Consider the following 13,191-nt stretch of genomic DNA (forward strand, 5'->3'; position numbering starts at 1 on the left):
GGACTTGACATTTCATTTCGTATCTTGTATCTTTAAAGAAATTATAGAAGTCCAGTGAAGATCGAAGTAGGATAGGCGAATTTGTATCAGAGAGAATTGTCCAGGCTGCAAACAATTCCAAATGGTTTATTTGAAAGACAGGTTGGAGGATTAATAGTGCAAAGCTATTACGTTACGAACGTTACTCGTCAAAGGAAAGCGAATGCTTTCGAATAAAGGTGGCACCACGTCTAACTATCGTCCTTTTCCATTATGGAAAGAGGGCTATTTTTTTGGCTATTTTTATGTAATCCATTGAAACTGAACACTAAGGAGAGAATACGAATGATACAAAAGCCTAAAGGAACTGCTGATATCTTTTTACAAGATGCAGAAATTTGGCAATACGTTGAAGAAACTGCCCGTATACTGATGCATGACTATCAGTTCAGCGAAATACGGACGCCGATGTTTGAAAGTTATGAACTATTTTCAAGGGGAGTGGGGGACACGAGCGATATCGTCTCGAAGGAAATGTACGACTTCTTCGATAAAGGGGATCGCCATATCGCCTTAAAACCCGAAGGGACGGCTCCCGTTGTCCGCGCCTACGTTGAGAACAAATTGTTTGGGCCTGAATATCCAAAACCGTTAAAGGTCTACTATCTTAGCCCGATGTTCCGCTATGAAAGACCGCAAGGCGGAAGAATGCGCCAATTCCACCAATTGGGAGTGGAAGTATTCGGAAGCACGAATCCTGCAACGGATGTAGAAACCATCGCATTGGCATGGGACGTTTTAAAAGAAATCGGGTTGACTGACTTGAAGCTTGTCATCAATTCATTAGGCAAAACAGCCGACCGCATCCGCTACCGCGAAGCGCTCATCGCTTATCTGGAGCCATTCCATGATGAGCTCAGCAACGATTCACAGACGCGTCTGCACAAAAATCCTTTGCGTGTATTGGATAGCAAAGATAAACGCGACAAAGAAATCGTGGCAAATGCGCCTAGTATTTTAGAGTTCCTATCAGAAGAATCGAAGAAACATTTTGAAGACGTGCAACAATTATTGAACGCTTTGGAAATTCCTTTCTCAATCAACAGCAATATGGTCCGGGGTTTGGACTATTACCAAGATACCATTTTCGAAATCATGACATCGTCTGCTGTCTTCGGCGCGGAAACGACCGTTTGTGGCGGGGGACGCTATGACGGTTTGGTGGAAGAAATCGGCGGACCTGATGTTCCAGGGTTCGGCTTCGGCATGGGATTGGAAAGATTGGTCCTGTTGATGAAAGACCAACACGTGGAAATTCCTGATTTGACCGAATTGGATGTTTATGTGGTGGGGTTAGGCGAAGAAACGAATGTCGAAACGCTGAAGTTGGTTCAAAATGCCCGCCAATCCGGATTCTCGGCTGACCGCGACTTCCTGGACCGCAAGGCAAAAGCGCAATTCAAAACAGCCGCTAAAAATGGTGCAAAAGTCGTCATGACAATAGGCGAAGAAGAGCTGAGCAAACAACAAGTACAATTCAAAGTGATGGCTACAGGGAAAGAGGTTACCTTGCCGTTAGCGGAAGTCTATGCTGATTTTGAAAAGGTCTATAACCTACAGGCATCAGACATGACTGCATTCAATGAATTTTTTGGCAAAGAAAACTAGATAAAACAGAAGAGGTTGGGGAAAATGGAAAGAAGAACAGAGTACTGCGGTTTATTATCAGAAAAATATGTCGGCCAAACGGTTGTCGTTGACGGTTGGGTCAATAAAAGAAGAGATTTGGGCGGATTGATCTTCATCCACCTGCGCGACCGCGAAGGGATCATTCAAGTCGTTTTCAATACGGACTTCAACGAAGAGGCTTTCCACCTTGCGGAGTCTGTCCGCGGAGAATATGTGCTGCAAGTGAAAGGGAAAGTTGTTCTTCGTGAAGAGAACCAAATCAACCCTAACATCGGAACAGGCACTATCGAAATCGAAGCCGAATCAGTGGAAATTTTGGCGAAAGCAAAAACACCGCCGTTCTATATCGAAGATGCTGTGAATGTATCCGATGAATTGCGTTTGAAGTACCGCTACATCGACTTAAGAAGAGACAAAATGATGCACAACATGAAAATCCGTCACCAAACGACGCGCACAGTCCGCAATTATCTGGACGATTTGGGCTTCATGGATATCGAAACACCTTATCTAACCAAATCAACCCCTGAAGGCGCACGCGACTATGTCGTTCCATCACGCGTCCACCAAGGTGAGTTCTATGCTTTGCCGCAATCCCCGCAACTGTTTAAACAGATGTTGATGGGCGCTGGCTTTGACCGTTATTACCAAATCGTCCGCTGCTTCCGTGACGAAGATCTGCGCGGCGACAGACAACCTGAATTTACGCAAATTGACGTCGAAACAAGCTTCTTGTCCGCTGAGGAAATCCAAGAAACGACAGAAGGCATGCTCCAAAAAGTGATGAAGGATGTACTAGGAAAAGAAATCACAGCACCATTCCCACGCATCTCTTATGATGAAGCGATGAATCGCTTCGGCAGCGACAAACCGGACGTCCGCTTCGGCCTGGAATTGATCGACCTGAATGAATTTGCCAAAACAGCCTCTTTTAATGTCTTCAAATCGGTCAGCGAAAAAGGCGGACAAGTAAGAGGGCTGAACGTGAAAGGGAAAGCCGATGCGTATTCCCGTAAAGACATGGACGGTTTGACCGATTATGTAAAACAATACGGCGCTAAAGGCCTTGCTTGGATGAAGGTTGAAGAAGACGGCTTGAAGGGTGCGGTCGCTAAATTCTTTACCGAAGACGGCGATGCGTTGATAAAGGCGATGGATGCTGAACCGGGCGACTTGTTGGTATTCGTAGCAGATAAAAAAGAAGTTGTCTATCAAGCGTTAGGAGAATTACGCCTGAAATTCGGACGTGATCTAGACTTGATCGATCACTCCCAATTCGCGTTCTTGTGGGTTGTTGATTGGCCATTGCTTGAATATGATGAAGACGCAAAACGATATGTTGCTATGCACCATCCGTTTACGCGTCCGAACGATGAGGATGTCGCCAAATTAGCGGAACATCCAGAACAAGTATATGCGCAAGCATACGATATCGTGTTGAACGGTTATGAAATCGGCGGCGGTTCCCTGAGAATCCACACAAGGGAAGTACAAGAGCAAATGTTCGCAGCGCTTGGCTTCACAAAAGAAGAGGCGGAGAGCCAATTCGGATTCTTGTTGGATGCTTTGGATTACGGATTCCCGCCGCATGGGGGCATCGCACTAGGATTGGATCGCTTGGTTATGCTGCTTGCCGGCGAATCAAACATCCGTGAAGTCATTGCTTTCCCTAAAAACGGCAAAGCCTTTGATCCTCTTACAAGCGCACCAAGCGAAATCAGCACTGCCCAATTGAAAGAACTGAGCTTGAAGATTTCTTCGCTGGACTAAGGTACGTATCGTGCCAGCGGGAAACAGTCTTTATGATACAATAAACGTATCATAAAGACTGTTTTTTTGTTCCGGGAGGGATTTCCTGCCGGTCGGGAAGAGCAGGTCGTGAAAATAATTTATTCGCAAAGGGTGACAGTATGTTAAAGATAGGTTCACACGTTTCAATGGCAGGAAAGAAAATGCTCTTGGGGTCTGCTGAAGAGGCAGCATCGTATGGTTCTTCTGTATTCATGATCTATACAGGGGCGCCGCAAAATACAAGAAGAAAAAGCATCAATGACATGAATATTCCGGAAGGGATGGACTTCATGGCGAAAAACGGGTTGGTTGAATTGGTTGTCCATGCCCCTTATATCATCAATTTGGCCAATACGACAAAGCCGGAACATTTCGGCTTTGCCGTCGAATTTTTACGCGCTGAAATTGTCAGGGCGCAGGCATTGGGAGCGAGGCAGATTACGCTGCATCCGGGGGCGCATGTAGGCGCTGGTGCTGACATAGGTATCCAACAAATCATCAGAGGCTTGAACGAAGTGTTGGAACCCGCTCAGACAGCCCAGATTGCATTGGAAACAATGGCAGGAAAAGGCACCGAAATCGGGCGTTCTTTCGAGGAGTTGGCTGCCATCATTGACGGGGTGACGTATAACGACAAATTATCGGTGACGCTGGATACGTGCCATACGAACGATTCGGGTTATGATGTCAAAAATGATTTTGACGGTGTACTTGCCGAGTTCGATAAAATAATCGGTTTGGATAGATTGAAGGTTGTCCATATCAATGACTCCAAAAATGAAAAAGGTGCGGGCAAAGACCGACATGCCAATATCGGTTATGGTAGCATCGGTTTTGATGCGCTGAATTATATTGTCCACCATCCGCAATTGGCGGCACTTCCAAAAATTTTGGAGACGCCATACGTCGGGGAAGACAAGAAAAATCAAAAGCCGCCGTATAAGTTCGAACTGGATATGTTCAAAGCGCAAACGTTTAATCCGAATTTATTGGCAGATATTTTGAATCAATAGATACATCCGAGGACGGATGCAATCGGGTTTGGAATGAAGGATAATAGGGAATAGCAGCAAATAGAATGGTTGAGGGAGAGGGTTATTCATGAAAGGTTGGTTGAAGGTTGTTATCGGCATTGTCATCGCTATTACGTTGTTGGGTATACCGATGGTCAGTTCCTATAACTCATTGGTGACGGAGGAGAGCAATGTCACTGTCCAATGGGCAAACGTCGAGTCGAAATTGCAGAGGCGTTATGATTTGATCCCTAATTTGGTCGAATCGGTGAAGGGGGCAATGGAACAAGAGCAAGCGGTGTTCGGGGCGATCGCGGATGCCCGGGCGAAAATCGGCAGTGCCGGCACGGCGGAAGAGCAGGTGGCAGCCAGCAATGAAATGGAATCTGCCATTTCACGCTTATTGGTGGTCGTCGAAAATTATCCTGATTTGAAGTCGAATGAACAGGTAACCGCTCTGATGGACGAGTTGGCGGGGACCGAAAACCGCATTTCTGTAGAAAGGGACCGCTACAATGAGGCAGTCCAAAGCTATAACAACAAGGTGAAAAGATTCCCGGGTTCCATCATGGCAAGGATATTCGGATTTGATGAAAAATCATATTTTGAAGCTGTCAGCGGAGCTGAGACGGCACCAAGTGTGGACTTAAATACATCTAGCGAGAAATGATAAGGAGCTGAGGCGATTTTGCTTCTATTGAAAGAGAAAACGCTCAGAAGAGCCGTCTATGTGATGAGCGTAATCCTATGCTTCTTCACTTTTGCCAAACCGGTTTTTGCGCAAGTTCTCCCGGAGGCATCATCCGATTTCTACGTCTATGATCCGTCGGGAACCTTATCCCAAGAGACGAAAGATTTCATTATGAGCGTGAATGAGCAGTATGGATTGACCGAGGAAAAACCGCAGGTGGTTGTGGCCGTAGTGGATTCGCTCCAAGGCGAAACCATCGAGCAATATTCTGTGGACCTTTTTAAAAAATGGAGGATCGGGAATGGGGCCCTTGACAACGGCGTTCTGATCCTGCTTGCGTTGAAAGAAAGGGAAGTCCGTTTTGAAGTCGGTTACGGGTTGGAAGGCGCCTTGACGGACAGCAGAACCGGAAAGATTTTGGATAATAACCTCAGTTATCTGTCGGCCAATGATTTTGATAATGGGCTGAAGGGGATTTTCACAGAGACTGCCTACGTAGTGAATGAGGAGTATCATTACGACAACGATGTCATCTTTTCAGGATATCCTGTCGACGTTAACCAATATGAGAGCCAAAATGGATCGACTTTCCTATCGCTGATTTTCCGTATCGTTCTCTTCCTGATCATCCTGTCGTTCTTTGTTGGCGGTCGGGGTGGACGTGGTGGGCGCGGCGGTGGCATGAACCCATTATGGTGGCTGTTGTTGGGTGGCGGCGGAAACAATAGCGGCGGCGGTTTTGGCGGCGGCGGCTTCGGTGGGGGTGGCGGCTTTGGCGGAGGCGGCGGTTCTTCAGGCGGAGGCGGCTCCAGCAGAGGGTTTTAGCAAAGTGCGAAACAAAAAAAGAAGGATCTGGGCTGTCAACCCAAATCCTTCTTTTTGTTTTGCATGAAGCAATGATTCACTCACGGAATGATCGATGTATCCGAGGTTTTGATGTTGCTCATGATGATTGCGGCAGTCTCTTCAATCGAGCGCTTGGAAACATTGATGATGATGCAGCCGATTTTGTTGTACAGATCATAGGCGTATTCCAGTTCAGCGCGAATCCGATCCATGTCAGAATAGATGGTGTCCGGAGACAAGCCGTATGCGATCATGCGTTCCTTCCGGAAATTATTCAGCACTTCCGGGTCATTCGTTAAGCCGACAATTTTTTTCGGATCAACTTGCCAAATTTCATCAGGGATAGCCGCTTCGGGCATAACGGGCAGATTAGCGACCTTTATATTTTTATTCGCCAGGAACATGGAAAGGGGCGTTTTTGATGTGCGCGATACGCCCAGCAAAACCAAGTCAGCATCAAGGAAGCCCTTTGGATCTTTCCCGTCATCGTATTTGACGGCAAATTCGATGGCGCTGATACGGTTGAAATATTCATCATCCAGGCGATGCAAAGCACCTGGCCGCTTGAGCGGTTGTTCCCCCGTAGCGGCCGCAATATCCTGCACGAGTGTTTTCAAGATGTTGTAGCAAGGGATTCCTTCTTCCCGGCAAAACTGCGCCGTCAGCTCGCTTAAATCGTCAACGACTAAAGTATGGATAACCGAACCTTTCAGTTCCTTTGCTTTCCGTAAGATGGGGTTTAAATCCTCAATGGTGCGGACGAACGGATAGTGATGCATGTGTACAGACACGGCCGGAAATTGTGCGAGGACGGCTTGGAGCACCTTCCTTGCGGTATCGCCTACGGAATCTGAAATGATAAAAAAATCAAGCTCTTTTGAATCCATATTAATCAATCCTTCCTGAAACTTTAAGGTTGCATTCTTCCTAATAATATACTATAGTCTCAATAGAATTCATAGTGGGATGGAGGGAAAACGTTGGCGACGGATACTGTAAGTGAAGCTTTGAGCCTGTTGAAAAAGAAGGGCTACAAATACACTAAAAAAAGACAAGACATCATCACCGTCTTCGCTGATGAGAATCGTTACCTGTCTGCCAAAGCGGTACAGCAGAAGTTGGGGGAAAAATACCCTGCACTCAGCTATGATACGATTTATCGCAATCTATACACTTTCGTGGATGTTGGGATTCTGGAAGAGACGGAATTGAACAATGAAAAATTATTCAGAATCACCTGTTTGGCTCAAGGCCATCACCACCATCATTTCATCTGTCAAAAATGCGGAAGGACCATACCGTTGGAAATGTGTCCGATGGATTTCTTTGAGCAACAATTGGAAGGGTGCCAAATCGTTTCGCATCGATTCGAAATATTTGGCATCTGCAAAAATTGCCTGGCTGCCCAGCAGTAAAAGCGGCGATTTTCCGCAGAAAAATTGGCCTGGAATGAACGTGGAGCAGGCTAGGGTTTAAAATTTTCCATTTCTTTATTTTTATTCAAATAAGGGATTGCAATTGAGTGTCCCTATGATATAATATCAAAAGAACAATTTCATTTTGATATGATACAATTTTCAAAAGGGAACCGTTACTTTTAATGCTCGGAGGGAGGGAATAGTTAATGTCAAAAACAGTTGTTCGTAAAAACGAATCTCTTGATGATGCTCTTCGTCGCTTTAAACGTACTGTTTCAAAAACTGGTACTTTACAAGATGCCCGTAAACATGAATTTTATGAAAAACCAAGTGTGAAACGCAAGAAGAAATCTGAAGCTGCAAGAAAACGTAAATTCTAGTAGACAGATCAGCACTGGTTGATAAATTCCCAGAAATGAATCGATAAAAATGGAATGATATCCGTATCATTCCATTTTTTGTTGTCCAGCAATGCCGAGTTCCGGCAATGGACGCAATAAATAGTTCCAACAGATAATCACCTTTATGATATACTATAGACAAATAACGGTAATGATAAAATCCCAATAAAGAGGAGTGTAGCTTGTTTGACCGATACAGTGAATAAAACAGAGAAAATTGAAATAGTGGATGCATCCGTTTTGCCCCAATTATTTGGCTCACAAGATAGCCATTTGATCATGATTGAAGATGCCTTACAGGTAGCCATTACGAGCCGCGGAATGAAAATCGAAATCACCGGCGAAAAAGCGGCAGTCGATAGCGCCGTTTCATTATTGAAGAAACTGTTGGAATTGATGTCCCGCGGTATTCATATTTCACAATCAGATATCGTCACAGCTATTAAAATGTCAGAACGTGGAAGCTTGGATTTTTTTATAAACTTATATGAAGAAGAAATCGGAAAAACCTATGCCGGCAAACCGATACGCGCAAAAAACTTCGGGCAAAGTCAATATTATCAAGCCGTAAAGAAAAAAGACGTCGTTTTTGGAATCGGCCCGGCCGGTACCGGGAAAACCTTTTTAGCCGTGGTGATGGCTGTGGAGGCTCTGAAAACCGGAAAGGTGAAGAAAATCATCTTGACAAGGCCAGCGGTTGAAGCCGGCGAAAACCTTGGCTTTTTACCGGGGGACCTGAAAGAAAAGGTTGATCCGTACTTGCGTCCAGTATATGACGCGCTTTACGCCATTTATGGCGTCGAACACACGACCCGACTGATGGATAGAGGGGTCATCGAAATTGCTCCCTTAGCTTATATGAGGGGACGCACGCTGGACGATGCCTTCATCATCCTGGATGAAGCGCAGAATACGACCGTGGCGCAGATGAAGATGTTTTTGACGCGTCTAGGATTCGGATCGAAGATGATCGTGAATGGAGACAAGACGCAAATCGATTTGCCGAAAGGCGTTTTATCCGGCTTGATAGATGCAGAAAGAAAATTGCAGCATATCCCCGAAATCGCCTTCGTTACGTTCGATGCGCATGATGTGGTACGCCATCCCGTCGTGGCAAGCATCATCCGAGCTTATGATGTGAAAGAACAACCCCATCAATCTATAGAAAAGTGAGAGAACAGTATGGAAATAGATATTTTTGATGAAACAGAATCAGTAAAAAAAGAACATGAAGAATTAGTCCATTCTTTGATCGTTTTTGCGGGTGATTATTTAAAATTAGCCGCAGATACGGAATGTTCCATTACTTTTGTAGACGATGAACGCATCCGCGAAATCAACCGCGAATACCGCAACAAAGACCAGGCGACAGATGTCATCAGCTTCGCTCTGAACGATGACATGGATGAAGATTTCCCCATCAACATGGACAGCATCGAAGGTGTTTTCCCGACTAATCTAGGTGATATTATCATTTCAACAGATAAAACAGCGGAGCAAGCAGCGGCTTATGGTCATAGTTTTGAACGTGAATTGGGCTTTTTGGCATTACACGGGTTCTTGCACTTAAATGGGTATGATCACATGACCGAAGAAGACGAAAAAGAAATGTTTGGTCTGCAGAAAGAGATATTGGATGCTTATGGACTTAAAAGAGACGAATAAAGAGAAAATGGATGCAATCGGCAAGAACCCTAATTTTTTAGCTTCCGTCAAGCATGCTTTGGATGGCATTCAAACTATCCTGAAGGAAGAACAGAACATGCGTTGCCATGCTTTGTTGGGGATTATTCCATTGCTGTTAGCTTGGTATTTTCAATGCAGTACCATTGAATGGATCATCATCATTTTCTGCATTTTTTTAGTAGTCATAATGGAGTTTCTGAATACGATATTCGAAAACGTGGTCGATTTGGTCACTGATTTTGAATTTCATCCTTTGGCGAAGAAGGCAAAAGATATTGCTGCTGGAGCCGTATTGGTTACAGCCTTATTTTCCATCGCCATTGCTTTGATCATCTTTTTGCCTAAATTCATCACTTTTTATTTTTAATCACATTAGAGGAGTTAGATATGAATAAACAAGAACATTTTAAATCAGGTTTTGTGTCCATCATCGGGAGACCGAACGTCGGCAAGTCGACTCTATTAAACCGCATCGTGGGCCAAAAGGTCGCCATCATGAGCGACGTCCCGCAAACGACAAGAAACAAAATACAGGGAGTGGTGACGACGGACGATTCCCAAATCGTATTCATCGATACACCCGGTATCCATAGACCGCTTACTCGCTTGAACGATTTCATGCTCCAAAGTGCCTACAGCACCTTCAATGAAGTCGATTTGGTCTTGTTCGTGGTGAATGCAGCCGAAAAACGCGGCGCCGGGGACAATTTCATCCTGGAAAAAATCAAAAACCTGCGTACGCCTAAATTCTTGATCATCAACAAAATCGATCAAGTAAAACCGGAGCAACTGCTGAAAATCATCACGGACTACACTTCCGACAATGAATTCAATGAAGTGGTTCCCATTTCCGCTGCGAACGGGTCAAACGTCAACGAAATGATGGAAACAATCAAAAAATACATCCCTGAGGGGCCGCAATACTATCCTAGCGATCAAGTGACCGATCATCCGGAATATTTTGTGGTAGCGGAATTCATCCGCGAGAAAATCCTGCAATTGACGAAAGAAGAGGTCCCGCATTCGGTAGCCGTTATGGTGGATTCCATGCAACGGAATGAAGACAATAAGGTGCACATCTATGCGACCATCATCGTCGATCGGGCCAGCCAAAAAGGCATCATCATCGGCAAAGGCGGCAAAATGTTGAAGGAAGTCGGCATCCGTGCCCGCAAGGACATCGAAGCGATGCTCGGGGATAAGATTTATCTGGAGTTATGGGTGAAGGTCCAAAAAGATTGGCGGGACAAACAAAGCAATCTGCAGGATTACGGCTACCGCCAAAAAGATTACGATTGATCGGATAATGGTTGGAAATGAGAGTTTGGGGCCTGCGTCCCAGACTCTTGTATTATTTCCGAGGAGATCGCGTGCTGAAGAAAGGGTGAAGTGTGATGGTGGAATATTACAATGAATTTGACGGCATCGTTTTATCTATCCGCAAGCATAGAGAAAAAGATGCATTGGTCAAAATATTTACCCGTGAACACGGAAAAAGGATGTTTTTCGTGAAGAACATCAAGAATCCTAACCATGCCCTCAAAGCGGCCTTGTTGCCTTTTACAAAAGCCACCTACCTAGGCAGAATCAAGGAGGATGGGCTCTGTTTCTTGCAGGACAGCCGGGACATTGAACATTTTTCAAAAATGCAGACGGATATCCACCTGAACGCCTATGCGACCTACTTGAACAATCTGGCGGATGCCGCCATCAATGACGGCATCGTCTCGCACGAACTTTACGATTTGCTCTATTCATGCCTCGAGGCGATCCAAAACGGCATGGATGCGGAAGTGGTCGTCAATATATTCGAAATGCGCGTCCTGAAGTTTTTTGGGGCCGATCCCCAGCTGCAAGCCTGCGCCGTTTGCCACAGCCAAGAAGAACCGTTTGATTTCTCCGTCAAATTTTCCGGGGTGCTTTGCCAGAAGCATTTTGGCGAGGATAACCGAAGGCAGCATGCCAATCCGGCCGCCATTCATTTTGCACGCATTTTTTTGCATGTTTCCCCCAAGCAAATTGCCAGTGTCCAAGTGAAACCGGAGACCAAGAAAGCACTTCGGGAATTCATCGACTTTCTGTATGAGGAATATGTGGGCATCCGTCTGAAGAGCAAGTCATTCATCGACGATATGTTCGAATGGGAGCAACAATTCCAGATTCCGGTCCGAAAGCCGGAGCAACCGGAAGAAGGGGAGAAAAGCTGAGGATTTCTCAATAATTGCTTGACAATGCTTGGAAACACGGCTAATATTGTGAATAGAATAAAATAGTTAACGTTGACGATAAGAGTACCTCTAGACATTTCTGGAAAGCGAATTTGGGACAGTGCGAGCCAATGCAGAAAGCTATTGCGGAAAGGCATATCCGAGTTATTGAATGAAGTGCTGGCCTATGCCAGAATTAGGGTGGAACCGCGAAAATATTCGTCCCTATGCTACAAGGAGACTTGTAACATAGGGACTTTTTTATTTGTAAAGGAGGAATAACAATGCAGTTTGATATGACTATACCAGCTTCAGCGTTTAAGGAAGGTTATTTGAAAGTCCTTTCTGCAGTGAAATTGAACGTCGTGATCGTTATGAAAAACGGCGCGGAAAATGTCAGCTTTGTTACAGATACGAAGCAAACGCAATATGATTTGCCCGTTTCTTTATCGGATGTGGATCATGTGGAAGTAACTTTGGTTCCTGGCGGCATATCCCCTTTTTATCCTATCGTTCAAGCACATTAATCAATCATTTCATTTAAAGGAGAGTTACGATGAAGAAGAAATTAACCGTTCAAAGAATGATCCAAGCTTTACAAAAGTATTGGGCAGACCAAGGCTGCCTACTGATGCAATCCTATGATACCGAAAAGGGTGCCGGCACCATGAGCCCGTATACTTTTTTGCGTGCCATTGGCCCAGAACCATGGAATGCGGCTTATGTTGAACCTTCTCGTCGCCCGGCGGATGGCCGTTATGGTGAAAATCCGAACCGTCTTTACCAACATCACCAATTCCAAGTGGTCATGAAGCCATCGCCAGAAAATATCCAAGAGCTTTATTTGGAAAGCTTGCAAGTATTGGGGATCAACCCGCTCGAACACGATATCCGCTTCGTGGAAGACAACTGGGAAAATCCTTCCATGGGTTGTGCCGGATTAGGCTGGGAAGTTTGGCTGGACGGAATGGAAGTAACACAGTTCACCTACTTCCAACAAGTGGGTGGTTTAGAATGCAGCCCGGTCACAAGCGAAATCACATACGGTATTGAAAGACTGGCTTCTTATATCCAGGAAGTGAACAGCGTCTACGATTTGGAATGGACAGAAGGCGTTAAATACGGTGAAATCTTTATTCAGCCGGAGTATGAACATTCCAAATATTCATTTGAAGAAAGCAATGTAGAGTTGTTGTTCCAGTTGTTTGATTCCTATGAAGCGGAAGCGACGAAGCAAATCGAAAACGGATTGGTTCATCCCGCCTATGATTACGTGTTGAAGAGTTCGCATGCCTTCAATTTGTTGGATGCAAGAGGGGTCATTTCCGCTACCGACCGTGCTGGCTACTTAGCCCGCATCCGCAATATGGCGCGCCAATTGGCGAAAGCTTTCGTTCAGAAGAGAAAAGAACTTGGCTTCCCGCTATTGCCTGCAGACCAATCAGAACTTTTATTGAAGGAGGACTAACA

General features: G+C 45.2%; 15 protein-coding genes. 14 read left to right on the plus strand and 1 reads right to left on the minus strand.

Annotated elements, in window-relative coordinates:
* The first annotated feature begins 324 nt into the window (after positions 1 to 324).
* The 5 genes from hisS to BM101_RS05080 all read left to right on the plus strand — a co-directional run bounded on the left by hisS (position 325) and on the right by BM101_RS05080 (position 5,988).
* The gene (gene hisS / locus BM101_RS05060; protein WP_087031847.1) at positions 325 to 1,647 is read left to right on the plus strand and encodes a histidine--tRNA ligase; all 1,323 of its coding nucleotides are present in this window, start codon (positions 325 to 327) and stop codon (positions 1,645 to 1,647) included.
* Between the two features lie 24 nt (positions 1,648 to 1,671).
* Complete coding sequence (gene aspS, locus BM101_RS05065; protein WP_087031843.1) at positions 1,672 to 3,438, plus strand: aspartate--tRNA ligase; 1,767 nt, start codon at positions 1,672 to 1,674, stop codon at positions 3,436 to 3,438.
* A 140-nt stretch (positions 3,439 to 3,578) separates the two neighbouring features.
* On the plus strand, positions 3,579 to 4,472 hold the full coding sequence (locus BM101_RS05070; protein ID WP_087031840.1) for a deoxyribonuclease IV: 894 nt from the start codon (positions 3,579 to 3,581) through the stop codon (positions 4,470 to 4,472).
* Between the two features lie 88 nt (positions 4,473 to 4,560).
* On the plus strand, positions 4,561 to 5,142 hold the full coding sequence (locus BM101_RS05075; protein ID WP_087031838.1) for a LemA family protein: 582 nt from the start codon (positions 4,561 to 4,563) through the stop codon (positions 5,140 to 5,142).
* Between the two features lie 18 nt (positions 5,143 to 5,160).
* Positions 5,161 to 5,988, plus strand: a complete 828-nt coding sequence (locus tag BM101_RS05080) for a TPM domain-containing protein (RefSeq protein WP_256212128.1) — start codon at positions 5,161 to 5,163, stop codon at positions 5,986 to 5,988.
* 80 nt (positions 5,989 to 6,068) lie between these two features.
* Here BM101_RS05080 and BM101_RS05085 read toward each other — a convergent pair whose 3' ends face one another.
* On the minus strand, positions 6,069 to 6,902 hold the full coding sequence (locus tag BM101_RS05085) for a pyruvate, water dikinase regulatory protein (protein ID WP_177194399.1): 834 nt from the start codon (positions 6,900 to 6,902) through the stop codon (positions 6,069 to 6,071).
* A gap of 87 nt (positions 6,903 to 6,989) precedes the next feature.
* On the opposite strand from BM101_RS05085, the gene BM101_RS05090 reads away from it, so the two are divergent.
* The 9 genes from BM101_RS05090 to glyQ all read left to right on the plus strand — a co-directional run bounded on the left by BM101_RS05090 (position 6,990) and on the right by glyQ (position 13,189).
* Positions 6,990 to 7,424, plus strand: a complete 435-nt coding sequence (locus BM101_RS05090) for a Fur family transcriptional regulator (protein ID WP_087031829.1) — start codon at positions 6,990 to 6,992, stop codon at positions 7,422 to 7,424.
* Positions 7,425 to 7,633: 209 nt separating this feature from the next.
* Positions 7,634 to 7,807, plus strand: a complete 174-nt coding sequence (rpsU, locus tag BM101_RS05095) for a 30S ribosomal protein S21 (protein WP_086627850.1) — start codon at positions 7,634 to 7,636, stop codon at positions 7,805 to 7,807.
* Between the two features lie 207 nt (positions 7,808 to 8,014).
* On the plus strand, positions 8,015 to 9,001 hold the full coding sequence (locus BM101_RS05100) for a PhoH family protein (RefSeq protein WP_409373494.1): 987 nt from the start codon (positions 8,015 to 8,017) through the stop codon (positions 8,999 to 9,001).
* Between the two features lie 9 nt (positions 9,002 to 9,010).
* Positions 9,011 to 9,493 carry an rRNA maturation RNase YbeY gene (gene ybeY / locus BM101_RS05105; RefSeq protein ID WP_087031827.1) on the plus strand — a complete coding sequence of 161 codons (483 nt, stop codon included), beginning with the start codon at positions 9,011 to 9,013 and terminating at the stop codon, positions 9,491 to 9,493.
* Positions 9,465 to 9,881 carry a diacylglycerol kinase family protein gene (locus tag BM101_RS05110; protein WP_087031824.1) on the plus strand — a complete coding sequence of 139 codons (417 nt, stop codon included), beginning with the start codon at positions 9,465 to 9,467 and terminating at the stop codon, positions 9,879 to 9,881. Before ybeY ends, BM101_RS05110 begins: the two co-directional genes overlap by 29 nt.
* A gap of 20 nt (positions 9,882 to 9,901) precedes the next feature.
* The gene (era, locus tag BM101_RS05115) at positions 9,902 to 10,813 is read left to right on the plus strand and encodes a GTPase Era (protein ID WP_087031821.1); all 912 of its coding nucleotides are present in this window, start codon (positions 9,902 to 9,904) and stop codon (positions 10,811 to 10,813) included.
* 95 nt (positions 10,814 to 10,908) lie between these two features.
* A complete protein-coding gene (gene recO, locus BM101_RS05120) occupies positions 10,909 to 11,721 on the plus strand; it encodes a DNA repair protein RecO (RefSeq protein WP_087031818.1) in 813 nt (270 codons plus the stop codon).
* Between the two features lie 284 nt (positions 11,722 to 12,005).
* A complete protein-coding gene (locus tag BM101_RS05125; protein WP_087031815.1) occupies positions 12,006 to 12,248 on the plus strand; it encodes a hypothetical protein in 243 nt (80 codons plus the stop codon).
* Between the two features lie 29 nt (positions 12,249 to 12,277).
* Entirely contained in the window at positions 12,278 to 13,189 is a 912-nt protein-coding gene (gene glyQ / locus BM101_RS05130; protein WP_087031812.1) for a glycine--tRNA ligase subunit alpha, read from the plus strand.
* Positions 13,190 to 13,191 lie beyond the last annotated feature (2 nt).

The organism is Trichococcus palustris (assembly GCF_900114465.1).
In the GTDB taxonomy this organism is placed as follows: domain Bacteria; phylum Bacillota; class Bacilli; order Lactobacillales; family Aerococcaceae; genus Trichococcus; species Trichococcus palustris.